Source organism: Nocardia sp. NPDC056564 (assembly GCF_042793755.1).
GTDB lineage: Bacteria > Actinomycetota > Actinomycetes > Mycobacteriales > Mycobacteriaceae > Nocardia.
This window is the reverse complement of record NZ_JBHTUR010000013.1, coordinates 230,350-249,113: the sequence shown is the minus strand read 5'-3', so window position 1 is coordinate 249,113 and position 18,764 is coordinate 230,350. Positions and strand designations below refer to the sequence as shown.

Annotated in this window: 24 protein-coding genes; 5 read left to right on the top strand and 19 right to left on the bottom strand. The window is 69.1% G+C overall.

Translation table 11 applies throughout. The features are described 5' to 3' along the window. Window positions 1-334 precede the first annotated feature (334 nt). The 10 genes from ACFQ9K_RS29385 to ACFQ9K_RS29340 all read right to left on the bottom strand — a co-directional run bounded on the left by ACFQ9K_RS29385 (window position 335) and on the right by ACFQ9K_RS29340 (window position 9,571). Window positions 335-1,003 (bottom strand): amino acid ABC transporter permease, encoded by a 669-nt coding sequence (locus ACFQ9K_RS29385; protein ID WP_378716212.1) that lies wholly within the window; start codon window positions 1,001-1,003, stop codon window positions 335-337. A gap of 12 nt (window positions 1,004-1,015) precedes the next feature. Beyond that, window positions 1,016-1,744, bottom strand: a complete 729-nt coding sequence (locus ACFQ9K_RS29380; protein ID WP_378716234.1) for an amino acid ABC transporter substrate-binding protein — start codon at window positions 1,742-1,744, stop codon at window positions 1,016-1,018. A 281-nt stretch (window positions 1,745-2,025) separates the two neighbouring features. Beyond that, the gene (locus ACFQ9K_RS29375; protein ID WP_378716209.1) at window positions 2,026-2,535 is read right to left on the bottom strand and encodes an NINE protein; all 510 of its coding nucleotides are present in this window, start codon (window positions 2,533-2,535) and stop codon (window positions 2,026-2,028) included. 246 nt (window positions 2,536-2,781) lie between these two features. Then, window positions 2,782-3,930, bottom strand: a complete 1,149-nt coding sequence (gene lgt / locus ACFQ9K_RS29370) for a prolipoprotein diacylglyceryl transferase (protein ID WP_378716207.1) — start codon at window positions 3,928-3,930, stop codon at window positions 2,782-2,784. Between the two features lie 22 nt (window positions 3,931-3,952). Further along, window positions 3,953-4,144, bottom strand: a complete 192-nt coding sequence (locus ACFQ9K_RS29365; RefSeq protein WP_378716205.1) for a hypothetical protein — start codon at window positions 4,142-4,144, stop codon at window positions 3,953-3,955. A gap of 54 nt (window positions 4,145-4,198) precedes the next feature. Continuing rightward, window positions 4,199-4,999 (bottom strand): tryptophan synthase subunit alpha, encoded by an 801-nt coding sequence (trpA, locus tag ACFQ9K_RS29360; RefSeq protein ID WP_378716203.1) that lies wholly within the window; start codon window positions 4,997-4,999, stop codon window positions 4,199-4,201. Continuing rightward, window positions 4,996-6,258: a tryptophan synthase subunit beta gene (gene trpB / locus ACFQ9K_RS29355; RefSeq protein WP_378716200.1), complete on the bottom strand. Its 1,263-nt coding sequence runs from the start codon at window positions 6,256-6,258 to the stop codon at window positions 4,996-4,998. Before trpB ends, trpA begins: the two co-directional genes overlap by 4 nt. Then, the gene (gene trpC / locus ACFQ9K_RS29350; protein ID WP_150406662.1) at window positions 6,255-7,073 is read right to left on the bottom strand and encodes an indole-3-glycerol phosphate synthase TrpC; all 819 of its coding nucleotides are present in this window, start codon (window positions 7,071-7,073) and stop codon (window positions 6,255-6,257) included. The genes trpB and trpC overlap by 4 nt, the downstream gene beginning before the upstream one ends. A gap of 183 nt (window positions 7,074-7,256) precedes the next feature. Further along, complete coding sequence (locus ACFQ9K_RS29345) at window positions 7,257-8,030, bottom strand: TIGR02234 family membrane protein (protein WP_378716198.1); 774 nt, start codon at window positions 8,028-8,030, stop codon at window positions 7,257-7,259. Further along, complete coding sequence (locus ACFQ9K_RS29340) at window positions 8,027-9,571, bottom strand: anthranilate synthase component I (RefSeq protein ID WP_378716195.1); 1,545 nt, start codon at window positions 9,569-9,571, stop codon at window positions 8,027-8,029. Before ACFQ9K_RS29340 ends, ACFQ9K_RS29345 begins: the two co-directional genes overlap by 4 nt. Window positions 9,572-9,765: 194 nt before the next feature. Between ACFQ9K_RS29340 and ACFQ9K_RS29335 the strand changes: the two genes are divergently transcribed. The 4 genes from ACFQ9K_RS29335 to ACFQ9K_RS29320 all read left to right on the top strand — a co-directional run bounded on the left by ACFQ9K_RS29335 (window position 9,766) and on the right by ACFQ9K_RS29320 (window position 11,937). Then, a complete protein-coding gene (locus ACFQ9K_RS29335; protein WP_150406659.1) occupies window positions 9,766-10,059 on the top strand; it encodes a hypothetical protein in 294 nt (97 codons plus the stop codon). A 117-nt stretch (window positions 10,060-10,176) separates the two neighbouring features. Further along, a complete protein-coding gene (locus ACFQ9K_RS29330; protein WP_378716193.1) occupies window positions 10,177-10,638 on the top strand; it encodes a peroxiredoxin in 462 nt (153 codons plus the stop codon). 75 nt (window positions 10,639-10,713) lie between these two features. Further along, window positions 10,714-11,295, top strand: a complete 582-nt coding sequence (locus ACFQ9K_RS29325; protein WP_378716191.1) for a permease — start codon at window positions 10,714-10,716, stop codon at window positions 11,293-11,295. Between the two features lie 144 nt (window positions 11,296-11,439). Continuing rightward, on the top strand, window positions 11,440-11,937 hold the full coding sequence (locus ACFQ9K_RS29320) for a MarR family winged helix-turn-helix transcriptional regulator (protein ID WP_378716189.1): 498 nt from the start codon (window positions 11,440-11,442) through the stop codon (window positions 11,935-11,937). Here ACFQ9K_RS29320 and hisI read toward each other — a convergent pair. The 7 genes from hisI to ACFQ9K_RS29285 all read right to left on the bottom strand — a co-directional run bounded on the left by hisI (window position 11,910) and on the right by ACFQ9K_RS29285 (window position 16,837). Continuing rightward, window positions 11,910-12,275 carry a phosphoribosyl-AMP cyclohydrolase gene (gene hisI / locus ACFQ9K_RS29315; protein WP_378716186.1) on the bottom strand — a complete coding sequence of 122 codons (366 nt, stop codon included), beginning with the start codon at window positions 12,273-12,275 and terminating at the stop codon, window positions 11,910-11,912. The genes ACFQ9K_RS29320 and hisI overlap by 28 nt on opposite strands. A 57-nt stretch (window positions 12,276-12,332) precedes the next feature. Continuing rightward, on the bottom strand, window positions 12,333-13,271 hold the full coding sequence (locus tag ACFQ9K_RS29310; protein WP_378716183.1) for a TIGR03564 family F420-dependent LLM class oxidoreductase: 939 nt from the start codon (window positions 13,269-13,271) through the stop codon (window positions 12,333-12,335). A 57-nt stretch (window positions 13,272-13,328) separates the two neighbouring features. Continuing rightward, window positions 13,329-14,102: an imidazole glycerol phosphate synthase subunit HisF gene (gene hisF, locus ACFQ9K_RS29305; protein WP_378716181.1), complete on the bottom strand. Its 774-nt coding sequence runs from the start codon at window positions 14,100-14,102 to the stop codon at window positions 13,329-13,331. Between the two features lie 4 nt (window positions 14,103-14,106). After that, entirely contained in the window at window positions 14,107-14,922 is an 816-nt protein-coding gene (locus ACFQ9K_RS29300; protein WP_378716178.1) for an inositol monophosphatase family protein, read from the bottom strand. Then, a complete protein-coding gene (gene priA / locus ACFQ9K_RS29295; protein WP_378716176.1) occupies window positions 14,919-15,650 on the bottom strand; it encodes a bifunctional 1-(5-phosphoribosyl)-5-((5-phosphoribosylamino)methylideneamino)imidazole-4-carboxamide isomerase/phosphoribosylanthranilate isomerase PriA in 732 nt (243 codons plus the stop codon). The genes ACFQ9K_RS29300 and priA overlap by 4 nt, the downstream gene beginning before the upstream one ends. A 139-nt stretch (window positions 15,651-15,789) precedes the next feature. Next, window positions 15,790-16,230, bottom strand: a complete 441-nt coding sequence (locus ACFQ9K_RS29290) for a MarR family winged helix-turn-helix transcriptional regulator (protein WP_378716173.1) — start codon at window positions 16,228-16,230, stop codon at window positions 15,790-15,792. A 91-nt stretch (window positions 16,231-16,321) separates the two neighbouring features. Further along, on the bottom strand, window positions 16,322-16,837 hold the full coding sequence (locus tag ACFQ9K_RS29285; protein WP_378716171.1) for a hypothetical protein: 516 nt from the start codon (window positions 16,835-16,837) through the stop codon (window positions 16,322-16,324). Window positions 16,838-17,036: 199 nt separating this feature from the next. Here ACFQ9K_RS29285 and ACFQ9K_RS29280 point away from each other — a divergent pair, with 199 nt between their 5' ends. Next, window positions 17,037-17,498, top strand: coding sequence for a hypothetical protein (locus ACFQ9K_RS29280; protein WP_378716168.1), 462 nt, complete (start codon window positions 17,037-17,039; stop codon window positions 17,496-17,498). Between the two features lie 11 nt (window positions 17,499-17,509). Here ACFQ9K_RS29280 and hisH read toward each other — a convergent pair whose 3' ends face one another. Next, a complete protein-coding gene (hisH, locus tag ACFQ9K_RS29275; RefSeq protein WP_378716165.1) occupies window positions 17,510-18,145 on the bottom strand; it encodes an imidazole glycerol phosphate synthase subunit HisH in 636 nt (211 codons plus the stop codon). Further along, window positions 18,142-18,759 carry an imidazoleglycerol-phosphate dehydratase HisB gene (hisB, locus tag ACFQ9K_RS29270; protein ID WP_150406701.1) on the bottom strand — a complete coding sequence of 206 codons (618 nt, stop codon included), beginning with the start codon at window positions 18,757-18,759 and terminating at the stop codon, window positions 18,142-18,144. Before hisB ends, hisH begins: the two co-directional genes overlap by 4 nt. Between the last annotated feature and the right edge of the window lie 5 nt (window positions 18,760-18,764).

Below are 18,764 nucleotides of genomic sequence, written 5' to 3'. Positions count from 1 at the left end.
GGTAGAGCCTAGTCCCGACCGGTGCCAGGGGCCGCCTGTGCCCCAGGTGAAAGCTTAGTAAAAAAATGAACCGCGACTTGGTGAAACCTCCAAGTCGTTACGCATCGCGCAACATCCCTGGCCAGCGCCATCTATTTGAAACAACGGCAATCGAATGTTACTCGTTGGTAGATATTTTCGATGACGAATCGCACGAAAACGGATAGCTGGAGCATCGCTGTTTCAGATGTTGCCGTGTCATGGATCGTGCCGGTTTTCGCGATGCGGGTGGCCCCTCACGCAAGAACCCCGGCCACCGATGTCGGATGGCCGGGGTTCGCACGAGAGGGTCGGGTCAGGTCGCCACGTGCCGCGCGAGACGCGTCTCCAGCCGGGTCTGACCGAACCCGAGGATCAGGCAGATGACCCAGTAGTAGATCGCCGCGACGCCGTAGAGCGCGAAGAAGTCGAACGTCGGCGCGGCGGCCAGCTGCGCGACGCGCAGCAGCTCGGTCACCAGGATGGTCGAGGCCAGCGAGGTGTCCTTCACCAGCGAGATCAACGTGTTGGACAGCGGCGGCACCGCGATGCGGTACCCCTGCGGCAGGATGATCAGCCGCATCATCTGCGAATACGTCAGCCCGAGCGCCTGCGACGCCTCCCACTGCCCCTTCGCCACGCTGAGAATGGACGCGCGCACGATCTCCGCGGCGTAGCCACCGACGTTGAGGCTGAACGCGATCACCGCCGCCGGGAACGGATCGATCACCACCCCGAACTGCGGCAGCGCGTAGAACACGATGAACAGCTGCACCAGCAGCGGCGTGCCCCGGATGATCGAGATGTAGAACCGGGCGGCCGCGGACAACGGCCACACCGGCGACATCCGGGCCAGCGCGACGAACAGCGCGATCGTCAGGCCGATGACGAAGCTGACCGCGGTGAGCGGGATGGTCATCTTCAGCGTCGCCTGCAGCATCGGCCACAGGTTGTGCCAGATCAGTTCCCTGGTAGCGGCATCCATGGAGGGCGTCGGCTACTTGCTGACGTCGGTGCCGAAGTACTTGTCCGAGATCTTCGCCAGCGTGCCGTCGGCGCGCAGCTCGGTCAGCGCCTTGTCCACGTCCTTGATCAGCGCGTCGTCCTTGCGCGCGGCGAACGCCTGCTTGCTGGTCTCACCGGTCTTGCCGGAGACCTTCACGCCGGTGTCGCCGGTCTTCTTGGTGTACTCGGCGACGGCCAGGGTGTCATTGACGGTGGCGTCGACGCGGCCGTTCTTCAGCAGCTGGATGGCCTGCACGAAGCCCTCCACCGCCTCGACCTTCGCGCCCGCGTTGGTGGCGACCTTGCCCCAGTTGCTGGTCGCGGACTGGGCGCAGGTCTTGCCCTTGAGGTCGGCGAGGGTGGTGATGGCGTTGTTGTCGGCGCGGGTGACGATCACGCCGTCGGAGGTGGTGTACGGGGCGGAGAGCGCGTACTTGTTCTTGCGCTCGTCGTTGATCGTCACCTGGTTGGCGACCAGGTCGAAGCGCTTGGACTCGAGGCCGGCGAAGATGGCGTCCCACGGGGTCTGCACGAACTCGACCTTCTTGCCGAGCTTGTCGGCCACGGCCTGGACCACCTCGACGTCGTAGCCGGTGATCTTGCCGTCGGGGCCCTGGAAGCTGAACGGGGAGTAGGTGCCTTCGGTGCCGACCTTCAACACGTTCGGATCGCTGCTGCTCCCGCAGGCGGTGAGCCCGGTGGCGGCGACGATGGCGAGCATGGCGGCGGCGAACAGCTTGCGACGCACGGGTTCCCTCTCTTCGGTACGCGGACATCCCACGCACAACACGCAAATCCGGCTCATGCTACGCCGGGACTTATCCGATGGACCCTATATCGATCATGGTGCGCGAAAGGGTTGTACTCGCCGAATTCGAGCGCGCGTCGCACGGCGCCGCCCCTATTTCTCGGGGCTCTGACCTGCCGTTCCATCGCGGAGATGGGTCGGGAACGACGAACGGGCACCGCCGGATCGGCGATGCCCGTCGGCTATCGGTGTGCTCAGTCGCGCAGCGGGCGGCCTTCGCTGTCGGGCACCTTGCCGACCAGCATCATGATGCCGTCGACGAGCGGCCAGATGAAGCCGAAGCCACAGGTCAGCCAGGTGACGGCGATCTGGGCGATGGCGATGCCGGTGTGGCCGGTGTAGAAACGACCGACACCGAAGCTGCCGAGGAAGATTTGCAGCAGGCCCGCGATCAGCTTCTGCTTGTCCGAGAACGGAGCGCCGAACTGGTCGCGGCCCCAGGGGGCCTCGGGGTCGTTCGGGTTGTAGCCCTGCGGGCCGAAGCCGGCCGGCGGGTAGCCACCGGGCTGCTGGCCGTACGGGTTTGGCTGGCCGTACTGCGGCTGCTGGGCGTACGGGTCCGACGGCTGGGCGTAGGGCTGCGCGTCGTACTGCTGCGGCATGGCCGCGGTGTCCTGCGGCTTGTTCAGATCCGGCCCCGTGCCGGGCGGACCGTACTGCGGCCCGCCGAATCCTGGGTTGTTCTGCTGGTAGGGGTCGGTCACCAATGTCCTCCATCATTCGTGCTGGGCACCCACTGCCCGGCATTGATCGATCTGCCGAGCGGGGGACGCTCGCGACGATCACGAGACATTGTGGTCGGAGCGCTGGGATTTGTCGCCCCGTAACGTTCGGCATTCTCCCGGATTATCGCGGGTGATGCGGCATTGTTATCGGCGGCGGGAAATTCGGAGCAAACCGGCGGCGGAGACAGCGGTGCCGCCGCGTAATTCGCGGCGGCACCGGTGTATTCAGGACTTGTCGGAGTCCGTGGTTTTCTTCGTCAACTCGGTGGTGCGCTCGGTGTCCGCGTCGGCGCTGGTTTCGGCGGTCGGGTCGGCGTCGGGCGTGGAATCGGCGTCCTGGTCCGGCTCCGCATCCGTCGTTTTACCGGACTCGTCGGTCTCCAGTTTGTCCGTGGCCGTCGCACCGTCGGTCTCGGTGGCCGAATCCCCCTCCAGCACAACCGTGTCCGAAGTCGCGTTCGCCGCGCCCGCCGCGCGCAACGCGCCGATCTGCCACGGCCATGGGCGCTGCTCCTTGCTCGGTTGCAACTGCTCGGCGGTCTCGCGCCCCTTCGTCGCGAACACGAAATAGGCGATGGCCGCGAGGAATACGAGCGCCGAGGTGAACGAGTTGATCCGGATGCCGGCGATCTTGGTCGCCTCGTCGTCGCGCATCAGCTCGACGAAGAAGCGGCCGAAGCTGTAACCCGCGACGTAGAGCGCGAACAGCCGCCCGTGCCCGATCCGGTAGCGCTTGTCCAGCTGCACCAGCAGCACGACGATCAGCACGTTCCAGATCAGCTCGTACAGGAACGTCGGGTGCACGACCTTGTCCACGACGCCGTTGGAGACGCCGTTCATCGCGTCCGGCTTCAGGTTGTCGTCGTAGCGGAAGAAGATCTCCAGACCCCACGGCAGGTCGGTCGTGCGGCCGTAGAGCTCCTGGTTGAAGTAGTTGCCGAGCCGGCCGATGGCCTGCGCGAGCAGGATCGGCGGGGCGATGGCATCGCCCAACGCGGGCAACGGGATTCGATACACCCGGCAGCCGATCCAGGCGCCGACGCCGCCGAGCAGCACCGCGCCCCAGATGCCGAGGCCGCCGTTCCAGATCTCCAGCGCGGCCTTGGGGTCACCGTCCGGGCCGAAGTACTTCTGCCAGTCGGTGGCGACGTGATAGAGCCGGCCGCCGACCAGGCCGAACGGCACCGCGAACATCGCGACGTCCAGGATCGCGCCCTGCTGGCCGCCGCGGTCGCGCCAGCGGCGCTCGCCCCACCAGATGGCGACGATGATGCCGAGAATGATGCACAGCGCGTAGGCCCGCAGCGGGAATGGGCCGATGTGCCACACGCCCTGCGGGGGGCTGGGTATGTACGCCAGGACTCGTAAGGTCACGGGGCCACCGTAGCGGAGAACCTCAGCGACGCTGGAACCACCGCACCGTGGAAGCCGCCGAGAGGCTCAGTATCGCGACGCCGAGCACGCCGAGCGCGGCGATCAGGATCGGTTGTTCGCGGGTCATGATCCCGACCAGTGGTGCGAGCGTGCAGAATACGACCACGCTCGCTGTGGGGGCCGCCCAACCGGATGACCGCTGCGAAGTACTCATGACCATGGATACGACGCCGGGCAGCGCCGGGTTCGCCGGGCGGGTCAAGTCGGCTTACGAGGCGACGGTCGCCGACCGCACGCCCTCGGCCAGCTCCGTGGTCAGCGCGCGCACCGCGTCCAGGCTCTCGCCCGCGGCGGTCACCAGGGCCGAGCCGACGATGACACCGTCTGCGTAGGAGGCGATTTCGGCCGCCTGCGCACCCGAGCGAACGCCGAGCCCGACGCCGATCGGGATGTCGGAGTGCGTCCGGATCCGCGCGCACAGCGCGGGCGCCGCGGACGACACCACATCGCGGGCGCCGGTGACCCCCATGGTCGAGGCCGCGTACACGAATCCGCGCGAGGCCTCCAGGGTCTTCACCAGGCGCTCCTCGGTGGAGGACGGCGCGACCAGGAAGATGCGGTCGAGGTTGTGCGTGGACGAGGCGACGAACCAGTCGTCGGCCTCGTCCGGAATGAGGTTCGGCGTGATGATGCCCGCGCCGCCGGCACCGGCGAGATCGCGCGCGAAACGGTCGACACCGTAGGCCAGCACCGGGTTCCAGTAGCTCATCACCACGGCCTGCCCGCCGGCCGAGGTGATCGCCTCGACGACGGAGAACACGTCGCGCACCCGCACCCCGCCGCGCAGCGCCTGATCGGCAGCGGCCTGGATGGTCGGGCCGTCCATCACCGGATCGGAGTACGCGACGCCGACTTCGATGATGTCGCAACCGGATTCGACCATGGCGCGGACGACCTCGATGGAGCCGGCCAGGTCGGGGTAGCCCGCGGGCAGGTAGCCGATGAGCGCCGCACGCCCTTCACCGCGAGTAGCGGCAAACGTATTGGCAAGACGAGACTGCTGGCTCACGACTGCACCGCCCCTTCATCGATCAGCCCGAACCACCGCGCCGCCGTATCCATGTCCTTGTCGCCGCGACCGGACAGGTTCACCAGAATGATCGAGCCCGGGCCGAGCTCCTTGCCCAGTTGCAGCGCCCCGGCTACCGCGTGCGCGGACTCGATCGCCGGGATGATGCCCTCGGAGCGGGACAGCAGCAGCAGCGCGTCCATCGCCTCGGTGTCGGTGATCGGACGGTACTCGGCGCGGCCGATGTCCTTGAGGTAGGCGTGTTCCGGGCCGACGCCGGGGTAGTCCAGACCGGCCGAGATCGAATGCGACTCGACGGTCTGGCCGTCCTCGTCCTGCAACAGGTAGGAGTAGGCACCCTGGAACGCGCCGGGCGTGCCGCCGGTGAAAGTGGCCGCGTGCCTGCCGGTTTCGACGCCGTCACCGGCCGCCTCGTAGCCGATCAGCCGGACGTCGGTGTCGTCGAGGAAGGGATGGAAGATGCCGATGGCGTTGGAGCCGCCGCCCACGCAGGCGACGACCGCGTCGGGCAGCCTGCCGGTGGATTCCTGCACCTGTGCCCTGGCCTCCAGGCCGACGACGCGCTGGAAGTCGCGCACCAGCATGGGGAACGGATGCGGGCCCGCCGCGGTGCCGAAGCAGTAGTAGGTGTCGTCGGCGTTGCTGACCCAGTCGCGCAGCGCCTCGTTGATCGCGTCCTTGAGCGTCTGCGAGCCGGTGGTCACCGAGATGACCTCGGCGCCGAGCAGCCGCATCCGGGCCACGTTCAAGGCCTGCCGCGCGGTGTCGACGGCGCCCATATAGATGACGCAGTCCAGGCCGAGCAGCGCGCACGCGGTGGCGGTGGCGACGCCGTGCTGGCCGGCACCGGTTTCCGCGATGATCCGGGTCTTGCCCATGCGCTTGGCCAGCAGGGCCTGACCGAGCACGTTGTTGATCTTGTGCGAACCGGTGTGGTTCAGGTCTTCGCGCTTGAGCAGGATGCGCGCGCCGCCCGCGTGCTCGGCGAGACGGGTGCATTCGAACACCGGCGACGGACGGCCGGTGTAGTCGCGCTGCAACCGGTCCAGCTCGTTCAGGAAGTCGGGGTCGAGCCGGGACTTCTCGTAGGTCGCGGTGACCTCCTCGATGACCGCCATCAACGCCTCGGGCACGTGCCTGCCGCCGTAGACGCCGAAGTGGCCGCCTGCGTCGGGCTCGTGCGGGCTGCGGTGGGCGACGCCGTCGCTGGCCTTGGGCAGTTCGGTCACCCCGGTCACCGGCCCCGCCGCGCCGGCTTCGGGCAGGACGGGTGGGTGCCCGCGGTCACCAGCTCGGACACGGCGGCGCGCGGATCACCGCTAGTCACCAGGCCTTCGCCGACGAGCACGGCGTCCGCGCCCGCGCCCGCGTAGGCGAGCAGGTCGGCGGTGCCGCGGATGCCGGATTCGGCGATCCGGATGACCTCGGTGGGCAGGCCGGGCGCGATCCGGGCGAACACGTCCCGGTCGACCTCGAGGGTCTTGAGGTTGCGGGCGTTCACGCCGATCACCGAGGCGCCGGCCTCGAGCGCACGGTCGGCCTCCTCCTCGGTGTGCACCTCGACGAGCGCGGTCATGCCGAGCGATTCGGTGCGGTCGATGAGCGAGGACAGCACGTCCTGCTCCAGCGCCGCGACGATCAGCAGGATCACGTCGGCGCCGTGCGCGCGAGCCTCGTGGATCTGGTACGGCCCGACGACGAAGTCCTTGCGCAGGATCGGGATGTTCACCGTGGCGCGCACCGCGTCCAGGTCCTCCAGGGACCCGTGGAAGCGGCGGCCTTCGGTCAGCACGCTGATGATCCGGGCGCCGCCGTCCTCGTACGCCTTGGCCAGGCTGGCCGGGTCCGGGATATCGGCGAGTTCGCCCTTGGACGGGCTGGCGCGCTTCACCTCGGCGATGACGCCGATGCCGTCTTCGAGGAGTGCCGCGCGCGCGTCGAGCGGGCTGTTCGCCGCCTTCGCGGCCGCTTTGATCGCCTGGAAATCGAGGAGGGCTTCCCGAGCGGCCACATCCGCGCGGACCCCGTCGAGAATCGAGTCGAGTACCGTCATCTGGCTCGAATCCTTTCTGGGGAGACGGACTTGCTGCCTGAGAATTTCCCCAGGCGCTGTCTCACCGATGCTGACCAAGAATAAATGGACCTACCGGCCGCGTTTGCGCCGGGTCGTGTTGTGGACCAGGCAACCAGTCCGTGCGCAAGGTGTGCGCCACCACAGTCGCCAGGGCCGAATCGCTCAGCGGACACGTCCGCCCGCCTCGCCGATGTCCGGATCGTCGGCCCGCCCACCGGTGTTCACGGCGTCCTCGGTCGGATCGGTGCCCGCGTCCAGGGCGTCCCAGAGCACGCGTTCGGAGAGCGGTGCCGAACCAGGCTCGGCACCGGCCCCGGCGCGCTGCTCGGTCACCTGTGCGGAGGCGGCGGCGCGCCGGAAGACCGGGTTGTCGTACTTGCCGGACATGCGGGCGGTTTCCTGCGGCATCCGGGCGAGCAGTCCGCCCGCCGCGAACGCCGCGAGCGCGCCGAGCAAGGCGAGCACGGCCGGGAAGATCGAGGTGGTCGCCTCCCCCACCTGTGCTCTGGCCGGGAGTTCGGCGAGCGCGGCGGCGCGTTCGGCGATCTTGCCGGAGTTGGTGAGCAACGCGAAGGCCGGAACCGCGGCCACCGCGGCGATCAAGGCGATGACCACGCCGAGCACCCGGCGCAGCCAGCCGCGAGTGGCCAGCACCGCCGCGATGGACGCCAGCAGCACCAGCGCCAACGGGGTGAGCGCGCCGAACCAGACGCCGCCGTTGAGCCGGTCGGTGCGGGGTTCGGTGAGGCCGTCGGTGGACGCGACCGTCACCCAGGTCATCCGCGAGGAGGCCCACAGTGCGCCGGCCGCGAGCGCGAGCAGCACCAGCGCGCCGACCGGCGACCTGCGCCGCGGGGCGGGTTCGCCCGGCTCGGTGTCCGGAGTGACGAGGTCTGGGTCGGGGGTGTGGTCGCCTTCGCTGGAACCCGCCGTCATGCGTCGTCGCCCTTCGCGCCGTACGCGCGCACGGTCTTCGCCGCGGCGACCGCCTTGAGCACCGCCATCGCCTTGTTGCGGGCTTCGACGTCCTCGTACTCGGCGTCCGAGTCGGCGACGATGCCCGCGCCCGCCTGGACGTAGGCGGTGCCGCCCTTCAGCAGCGCGGTGCGGATGGCGATCGCGGTGTCCGCGTCGCCGGCGAAGTCGAGATACCCGACGACGCCGCCGTAGACGCCGCGCCGCGTCGGCTCGAGCTCTTCGATGAGCTCCATCGCGCGCACCTTCGGCGCGCCGGACAGCGTACCCGCCGGGAAACAGGCGCGCACCGCGTCGAGCGCGATCTTGCCCGCGGCGAGCCGGCCCGACACCGTCGAAACCAGGTGCATCACATGGCTGTAGCGCTCGATGTGCCGATACTCGGTAACCCGCACGGTGCCCGGCTGACAGACCCGGCCGAGGTCGTTGCGGCCGAGGTCGACCAGCATCAGGTGCTCGGCGTTCTCCTTCTCGTCGGCCAGCAGGCCCTTCTCCAGCAGCAGGTCGTCCTCTTCGGTGGCCCCGCGCCAGCGGGTGCCCGCGATCGGATGCGTCGTCGCCACCCCGTCCTTCACCGTGACCAGGGATTCCGGGCTGGAGCCGACGATGGAGAACGCGGTGCCGCCGTCGCCGTCCGGGACATGCAGCAGGTACATGTACGGGCTCGGGTTCGACGCGCGCAGCATCCGGTAGAGATCGAGCGGCGCACCGTCGTAGTCCATTTCGAAGCGCTGCGAGAGCACCACCTGGAACGCCTCGCCCGCCTCGATCTCCTTGACCAGGCGGCGCACGCCCGCGCCGAACTCCTCGGTGGTGCGACGGCGACGGAACTCCGGCTCGGGCCGATCGAAGACCGACACGGTCGACGCGGCCGGCGCGGCGAGCGCCTCGGTCATCCGGTCCAGCCGGGCGACCGCGTCGTCGTAGGCCTCGTCCACCCGCTCGGCGGTGCCGTTCCAGTTGACCGCGTTGGCGATCAGCGTGATCGCGCCCTCGTGGTGGTCGAACGCGGCCAGGTCGGTGGCGAGCAACAGCACCATCTCGGGCAGTTGCAGATCGTCGTGCGCGAGGTTCGGCAGTCGCTCGATCCGGCGCACCGCGTCGTAGCCGAGGTAGCCGACCATGCCGCCGGTCAGCGGAGGCAGTCCGGGCAGCCGCTCGGTTTTCAGCAGTTCGAGGGTTTCGCGCAGCGCGAGCAGCGGATCGCCGCCCGCGGGCGCGTCCACCGGAATGTTGCCCAGCCAGGCGGCCTCGCCGTCGACCACGGTCAACGCGGACGGACTACCAGCGCCGATGAACGACCAGCGCGACCACGATCGTCCGTTCTCCGCCGACTCGAACAGGAACGTGCCCGCCCGATCGTCGGCCAGCTTGCGGTAGGCGGAAAGCGGGGTTTCGGAGTCCGCCAACACCTTTCGGGTCACCGGGACCACTCGATGCTCCGCGGCCAGCAGATGGAACTGGGCCCGGGTCGTGGTGGTGGGAGTCGACGCGCCTTGCATGGTCACATCATCCCAGGGGGCACCGACACCCCACGCGGCGCACCCCGGACGAGCCGATAGCGCCGCGCGCGAGTCACATCCGTCACAAACACGACCGCCCGGTTCTCATGCCCTCGCCGACGCTGTGACGGGCGTCTCTATGCTCGCTCCGTTCCATCTCGCACGCGGTATCCATGATCGAGAGGAGACAACTGATGTACCCCTCGCAACCGGAGGGCAGGCACGCCGCCCCGGGCGGTGCGCCGAGCCAGGCCCCACGGATGGTCGGTCTGCAGTCGAAGGCAGGCCAACAGGGTGCCCCGAACGCACTAGCCACCTTCGTCACCTACGCGAAGGCGCTCGAATCCCTGGACCGGAACCACTTCCCGGACGAGTACGCCACGCACGCCGATCGGATCAAGGAACTCAAGCCGTTCCTGCGCGCGCACGGCATTCTCGACGTCATGCAGATCAAGAACCCCGAAGTCGCGGCACTGATCGGGATCTAGGACGTAACCACGTCGTCCGTCTTCAGCCCGCGTGTCATCGGAATGCAGACGGAGGTTCGACATGAGCCGGAACGGACCGGTACCGGGTGCGACACGTGCCCGGTACTGTCCCTTTCCATGCAGACAGGACAGCTCGCCCCCCGGTTCGAGCTCCCCGACCAGACCGGCACTCCCCGTTCGCTCGACGCGCTGCTCGCGGACGGTCCGCTGGTCCTCTTCTTCTATCCCGCCGCGAACACCCCGGTGTGCACGGCGGAGGCCTGCCACTTCCGGGACGTGGCCGGCGACTTCGCCGCGCTGGGCGCCTCGTGCGTCGGCATCAGCGCCGACGGCGTCGATACCCAGGCCGGTTTCGCCGACAAGCAGGGCCTCGGCTATCCGCTGCTCTCCGACCCCGACGGCAAGGTCGCCGCGCAGTTCGGCGTGAAGCGCGGGCTGCTCGGCAAGCTGGCTCCGGTCAAGCGCCAGACCTTCGTCATCGACCAGGACCGCACCGTCCGCAAGATCATCACCGGCGAGCTGCGCGCCAACGTGCACGCCGACGAGGCGCTGCAGTTCCTGCGCGAGCGCGCGCAATAGGTCCCGGCACGGTCGTACCGGAAACGCCGGGGCGATCACCACGTTTCCGCCGCGCACCCGGCTTACCCTGAGGTCATGACTGCGACCGACGGACAGCTGCAGCAGAAATCGACCGGGCCGGCCTGGAAGACCTGGCTGGTCGGCGGACTGGCGGTGATCGCCGTCCTGTTCATCGCGTACTTCATCCTGTCCGCGTTCATCCCACGCTGGTGGGCGCAGCGGATCGCGGAGATGGTCAACGGCAGCTTCGCCAAGGGCATCGGCTGGGGTCTGGTCTTCGGCGGCGTGTGCACGGTCATCCCGCTGTTCCTGCTGCTGTTCGCGGTTCGGGTGTGGCGCCGCCGCGGCGGCCGGTTCATGGCCGGCGCCGCCGTGGTGATCGCCGTGCTCGTCGCGATCCCCAATCTGATGACGCTGACCATCGTGCTCGGCGGCAGCAACGCGGCCCATGCCGGGCAGCGGATCCTCGACGTCGACGCGCCCGCCTTCCGCGGCGCCACGATGGCCGGCGCGATCGCCGCCGCGGCGATCTGGCTCGCGGCCCTCGTGCTGGTCGTCATGCGGTGGTGGCGGCGCAGGCATCCGAAGCAGCGCGGCGCGGCAACACCGCCCGCGACCACCGCCGATCCGGCCATGACCCGGCCCGACGGTTTGTGAGTGAACTCACGCTACTCAGCAACTGCATGACGAGCGAGCGAAGTCGTGGCAAACTCAAAGCCACGGGTGACTGTGAACATGCTTTTCAATAATCGGTAGGCTACCTAACAAAACCACGTCACTTGGCTTGAAAGAAGGCACACAGTGACGAAGTGGCTCGACCCCGTAGAACAACGAGCTTGGCGTGCGATTGTCGCGCTGATGACCCGCCTACCAGGCGCTTTGGATACCCAGCTGCAGCGCGAGTCCGGGGTCACCCATTTCGAGTACTGGGTTTTGACCCTGCTGTCCGAGGAGCCGGGCCATCGCTTGCAGATGAGTGACCTCGCCCACAAGGCAAATGCATCGCTATCACGGCTGTCGCACGTCGTCTCGAAGCTCGAACGCATGGGCTGGGCCGAGCGCTCGGCTACCGCCGGGCGCCGGGGCGTGCAGGCGGTACTGACAGACGACGGCTACCACAAAGTGGTCGAGGCGGCCCCGGGATATCTGGATGCGGTGCGCCGCTTCGTCTTCGACGGCATGGAGCCGGAACAGACCGCCCAGCTGGCGGAGTTGAGCGAGTTGCTCGCCGACCATCTCACCGACGCGCTGGGCCGGTCGGCCGGGACGACTCAGGCGGATCCGCCCGCCGAGGCCTGATCGGCCAGCAGCACGTCCGTATCGAAACAGGTGTGGGTTCCGGTGTGGCAGGCCGCGCCCGTCTGATCGACGACCAACAGGATGGTGTCGCCGTCACAGTCGAGCCGGACCTCGTGCACATACTGGGTGTGGCCGGAGGTCTCCCCCTTGACCCAGTACTGCCGGCGCGAACGCGAATAGTACGTGGCCTGACGGGTTTCCAGCGTGCGGGCCAGCGCCTCGTCGTCCATCCACGCGACCATCAGCACGTCGCCGGTGCCGCGCTCCTGCGCGACGGCGGCGACCAATCCGGCGTCGTTGCGCTTGAGCCGGGCGGCGATGGTGGGGTCGAGAGTCATAACACGGTTATAACAGCCGGGCATGGCCGCTATTCCCGGCGGCCGCACGATTCCCGGTCAGGCGGCGCGATTCAGTTCGCCCAGTAGTTGCCAGGTTCGCTGTTCGTCGGCGGGGGTGCTCAGGTCGGTTTGGCTGAAGACGACGTCGGTGGCGCCGGCCTCGAAGTACTCGGCGACGCGGTCGGCGATGGCTTGCTCGTCGCCGATGACGACCAGATCGGCGGCCCGCGAAGCGCCGGACAGCTCGATGATCCGTTGATAGGAGGGGATGTCGTCGTAGAACGCGGTCGACTGCTCGGCCGCCGCGCGAGCGCCCGCCACATCGGCGGTGACCACCCCCGCGACCATGACCACGATGCGCGGCGCGGAACGGCCCGCTCGCTCAGCGGCTTCGGTGATCGGCGCGACGACGTGTTCGGCCAACGCCTTCGGGCCGACCAGGAAAGGCAATGTGCCGTCGGCCAATTCGCCGGTGGCCCGCAGCGCCTGCGGCCCCATCGCGGCGACCAGCACCGGCACCGCCGGCTTCGCGCCCGCCACCGCGGCCGGCAGCGGCGCGACCGCGGTGAGCAACTCACCTTGGAAATCGACTGTGCCGGTGTCGAGTACGGCGCGCAGCGCGGTCAAGAACTCGCGCAACCGTGCGATCGGCCGGTCGTACGGGACACCGAAGGCGGACTCGGTGAAGGCTCGCGCGCCGAGGGCGAGGCCGAGCGTGAACCGGCCGTGCGTGGCCGCCTGCGCGGTCTGCGCCTGACTGGCGATCAGCAGCGGATGTCGCGCCGGGATCGGAATCGCCGAGGTACCCAGTTCCAGCTCGGGCACCTCCCGTCCGACCGCCGTGGACAGCACGATGCTGTCGTGGCTGAAGGTCTGACCGAACCACAGCGAACTCAACCCCGCCGCAGCGACTTGCCTGCCCGCGGCGACCGCGGCATCCACCGCGTTGTCGGTCGCATCGAGGCGGAAGGGGGACAACGCGATACCGATGCTCATCCCCCGGCCAACGCCTACCGCCGCCGATCGCATTCCGGCGCGGCCGATTCCCGCCGACTAGCGGACGACGATGTGCTCCGCGCGCATCGAGTCCTTGACCTGGCCGATGGTGAGGTCGCCGAAGTGGAAGACGCTGGCCGCCAGCACCGCGTCCGCGCCCGCCTGCACCGCCGGGGCGAAGTGCTCGACCGCGCCCGCACCGCCGCTGGCGATGACCGGAACCGAGACCGCGGCGCGCACGGCGCGGATCATCCGCAGGTCGAAGCCCGCCTTGGTGCCGTCGGCGTCCATCGAGTTGAGCAGGATCTCGCCGACGCCCAATTCGGCTCCGCGGGTGGCCCATTCGACGGCGTCGATACCGGTGCCGCGCTTGCCGCCGTGCGTGGTGACCTCCCAGCCGGAGGGCGTCGCGGGCTGTCCGTCCGGCACCGTGCGCGCGTCCACGGACAGCACGATGCACTGCGAGCCGAAGCGTTCCGACATCTCGCGCAGCACCTCGGGCCGCGCGATGGCTGCGGTGTTCACCGACACCTTGTCCGCGCCGGCGCGCAGCAGCCGGTCGACATCGTCGACCGTGCGCACCCCGCCGCCGACGGTGAGCGGAATGAAGATCTGCTCGGCGGTGCGGGTCACCACGTCGATCATGGTGCCGCGATCGCCGGTGGAGGCGGTGACATCCAGGAAGGTCAGCTCGTCGGCGCCCTGCGCGTCATAGGTCGCGGCCAGCTCGACCGGATCGCCCGCGTCGCGCAGGTTTTCGAAGTTCACGCCCTTGACCACCCGGCCGGCGTCGACGTCCAGACACGGAATCACGCGTACCGCCAACGTCATTGCCTCACCCTTCCTCCGCGGTGGCCGGATCGGCCACCGTGCAGATCATTTCGAGCAGCTCCTCGTGCACGCCCGGCGCGGCGGCCAGCACCGAGCCCGAGGTGATGGTCCACGGCGCGCCGGCCAGGTCGGTGACCACGCCGCCCGCGGCCCGGATCAGCGCGACGCCTGCCGCGTTGTCCCACGGGTGATGGCCGAACACGATGGCGCCGCCGAGCACGCCGGCCGCGGTGAACGCCAGGTCGATGCCGGTGGACCCGTGCATCCGCACGCGCGAGGAGAGCCGGCTGAGCGGGCCGAGCAGATCGAACCGGAACTGCCCCGGAATCCGGCCCCGCGCATCGACATTGAACGCGCCGAAGCCGATCATCGCCTCGGCCAGCTTGCCGTGCGGCAACGGCGGCAGCGGTTGGCCGTTGAGCTGCACCGGTCCGCCGGTGATCGCGGCGTAGCGCTGCCCGAGCAGCGGCAGCCAGGTGAGCCCGAGCACCGGCTCTCCCTCGTGCACCAGGGCCAGCAGCATGCCCGAAAGCGGGTGTCCGGACGAGTAATTGAACGTTCCGTCGATCGGATCGAGCACCCACGCCGTGCCGGACGCCAGCTGCGGTCCGCCGAATTCCTCACCGTGCACCTTGATTCCGGTGCGCTGCTCCAGCTCGGCGGAGATGGTGCGCTCCAGCTCCAGGTCGAGTTCGGTGGCGAAGTCGTTGCGCCCCTTGGTCACCGCGCTCGGCGCGCCGACACCCTCGATGAACCGTGAGGTGACCGAGTCCAGGATCTCGCGGGCGACCGCGAGCAGAGCCGATAGGTCCTGGCTCATCTCACCGCGGCCAGCGCCTCGGGCAGCGTGAACCGGCCCGCGTAGAGCGCCTTGCCGACGATCGAACCCTCGACGCCCTCAGGCACCAGTTCGGCGATCGCGATCAGGTCCTCGATGGTGGAGACGCCGCCGGAGGCGATGACCGGCGCGTCGGTGGCGTTGCACACCTCGCGCAGCAGGTCCAGGTTCGGGCCGGTCAGCGTGCCGTCCTTGGTCACGTCGGTGACCACGTAGCGCGAGCAGCCGTCCCGCTCCAGGCGCTCGAGCACCTCCCACAGGTCGCCGCCGTCGCTGACCCAGCCGCGGCCGCGCAGCCGGTAGTCGCCGTCGATGATCCGCACGTCCAGGCCGACCGCGACGCGTTCACCGTGCTTGGCGATGGCCTTGGCGCACCAGGTCGGGTCCTCCAGCGCGGCGGTGCCGAGGTTCACCCTGGCGCACCCGGTGGCCAACGCGGCCTCCAGGGTCTCGTCGTCACGGATACCACCGGACAGTTCGACCTTGACGTCGAGTTCGCCGACCACGCCGGCCAGCAGCTCGCGGTTCGAACCACGGCCGAAGGCGGCGTCCAGGTCGACCAGATGGACCCACTCCGCGCCGGCGCGCTGCCATTCCAGGGCGGCGTCGCGCGGCGAGCCGTAGCTGGTTTCGCTGCCGGCCTCCCCCTGCACGAGGCGCACAGCCTCTCCATTGGCGACATCGACGGCGGGTAGCAGCACAAGACTCACGACTGCGCCTCGCTGGCGCTCGGCTCCGTCGCCGTCCCTGACGCTGTGCTGATGGTTCGTTCGCTGCGCTCACTCACGCGTACACCCTAGAGGTTCCGTTCGTCCGGCCCGTCTCCGGCCTGCGCATATAGGAGCTGGATCACCGATCGAGGATGCGCGTGAGCAGCCGGACCAGTTCCGCGCGCTCGGCGGGGTCGAGACCGGCCAGGAGTTCGTCCTGGGCGCCGGCCAGTCGCTCGTCCAGCTCGGCGAGGTGGGCCGTGCCCGCGTCGGTGATGGTGACGATCTTGCGCCTGCGGTCGCCCTCGTCCGGGCTGCGCTCGACGAAACCGCGTTCGGCCAGCTCGTTGACCGTGGCGACGATGTCGCTGCGGTCGATCCGGGTGCGCCGGCCCAGGTCGGCCTGGCTGATCGCGCCGAACTCGCCGAGCGAGGCGAGCAGGGCGTAGTGGTAGCGCCGGGAGCCGGTGGCGTTCAGCGCCCGCTCGGTCGCCCGATTGGCGACGAGGGCGACCTGAGTGACCAGGCGGGTCGGGAGCGCCCGCAGTCTGGCGGGAGCACCCTGCTGCGAGATCTCCATGGCAGCAATCTAACTCTTGTTGGTCACACCCACAATATGGTGAGCGACCCAGGCCCCCTCAGCGAGCTCTGCCGATTCGAGCGGACCGCGACTATCGCGGGTCGGCCCGGGTGGCCAGCACCCGGCGGCGGTAGCAGACCAGGGCGGCGGCCACCGCGAACAGCGCGGTGAGCGCCGCGGCCACGATGCGCAGACCCTCCCCGATCTGGAATTCCGTTGCCGCCCGCTCGATCTCGGCGAGGGTGTGGTTGTCCCGATCGTCGAACAGGATCCTCGCCCGCGGCCACTCGTACAGCACCGACAGCAGGAACTGCCCGCTGACCAACGAGACCAGCGACAGCCCGGTCCAGCGCAACCCGACCCGATAGCGCACCGCCGCCACGAGCGCGGCCACCGCGCACAGCGTCAGCACACCGCCGAGCGGCCGCATCACGTCGCCGACGCTGACCACGCTCATGAACCGCTGGGACATCTCCAGCGACGCCGGAACATCCCGAAAGATGTTGGGATACAACAGCAATGTCTCCGCCGCCGCGGTGCCGAGCACGAAACACGCGACCACCGCGTACCCGGTCAGCACGATCAACGGTACTGTGACGCTCCTCATAGCGGCCTCCTCGGATCGACCGTAGATCCGCGCCGCCGCAAGCGAATCCGGTGGCAACCCGGATATCGCGCGCGGACGAGTCAGGGTCTACCCGGAGTCGCCCTCCGGGAGCAGCCCCCGTGACCGGGGAATCGCCGGTAGTGTCTCGCCACGGCGATCACACCGATCGCCGACTCCGCTCTCTCCCTAGGGATCTCGTATGTCGCGCTCGACCCTGCCTGCCGTGCTCCTGATTTCGGCCGCCACCTGCACCGCGGTGCTGGCCACCGCGCAGACCGCGGCGGCGGCCCCGCCCGAGGAGGCGCGACTGGCCGGCTGCGATTTCGGCACCGTGGCGGGGACTTACGACTACGCGCGGTTCGACGACCACGCCGGCAAGATGCTCGACATCACCACCGGGATGTTCCGCGCGGAGTTCGAGGAGGCCCGCCCGACCATTCAGGCCAACGCCATCGCCAGCCACACCCGCGCGACGGTCGACTCGGTGGACTGCCGGGTCGTCTCCGGCGACGAGGCGCGCGCGGACGTGACCGTGGACGTGGTGCGGACGACCACCAGCGACGAAACCGCGGGCCTGCCGAAGACCAACAAGATGTCGCTGCTGATCACCGTCGAGAACGTGAGCGGCCGCTGGCTGGTCAACCGGGCCGAAACCCGATAGACCGGTTGCGCTTACAGCGACCGCACCCAGTTGTGCAGCAGCTGGGCTCCGGCGTCGCCGGACTTCTCCGGGTGGAACTGGGTCGCCGAGAGCGGCCCGTTCTCCACCGCGGCGAGGAACGGCACGCCGTGCTCGGCCCAGGTCAGCTTGGGCGCGGCGAAGTGCTCGCCCGGCGGCAGCTCCCAGGTCTGGGCGGCATAGGAGTGCACGAAGTAGAACCGCGTGTCCTTGTCCATGCCCGCGAACAGCACGCTGTCCTGCGGCGCCGACACGGTGTTCCAGCCCATGTGCGGCAGCACCGGCGCGGACAGCCGTTCCACCACGCCGGGCCACTCCGCGCATCCGTCGGTCTCCACGCCGAACTCCACGCCGCGCTCGAACAGGATCTGCATGCCGACGCAGATGCCGAGCACCGGACGGCCACCGGCCAGGCGCTGGCCGATCATCCGCTCGCCCCGCACCTCGCGCAGTCCGGCCATGCAGGCGGCGTACGCGCCGACGCCGGGCACGACCAAACCGTCGGCGGCCAAGGCGATCTCCGGATCGGCGGTGACCTCGACCTTCGCGCCCGCGCGCACCAGCGCGCGCTCGGCCGAGTGCAGGTTGCCCGAGCCGTAGTCGAGCAGCGCGACAGACTTCACGGTCACAGCGTCCCCTTCGTCGAGGGAACCCCGTGCACCCGCGGGTCGAGTTCCACCGCGGCCCGCAAAGCCCTTGCCACCGCCTTGAATTCGGCCTCGGTGACGTGGTGCTGGTCGCGGCCGTACAGCACGCGCACGTGCAGCGCGATGCGCGCGTTCAACGCGATCGACTCGAAGACGTGGCGGTTGAGCACGGTGGAATATGGTGCGCCGGGACCGGACCCGGGGATCACCGCGTGCAGCAGGTGCTCCGGCTCGCCGGTGTGCACGCAGTACGGCCGGCCGGAAACGTCCACCGCGGCGTGCGCCAGCGTCTCGTCCATCGGGATGTAGGCGTCACCGAACCGGCGGATGCCGGCCTTGTCCCCCAACGCCTTTCCCAGCGCCTGGCCGAACACGATCGCGGTGTCCTCCACCGTGTGGTGGGCCTCGATCTCGGTGTCGCCCTCGGCCCGCACGGTGAGGTCGAAGCTGGCGTGCGCGCCCAGCGCGGTCAGCATGTGGTCGTAGAACGGTACGCCCGTGGCGATTTCGGTCTTGCCGGAGCCGTCCAGGTCCAGCTCGACCACGATGCTGGACTCCTTGGTGACACGCTCGACCCGCGCGATTCGGTTCATGATTGGTT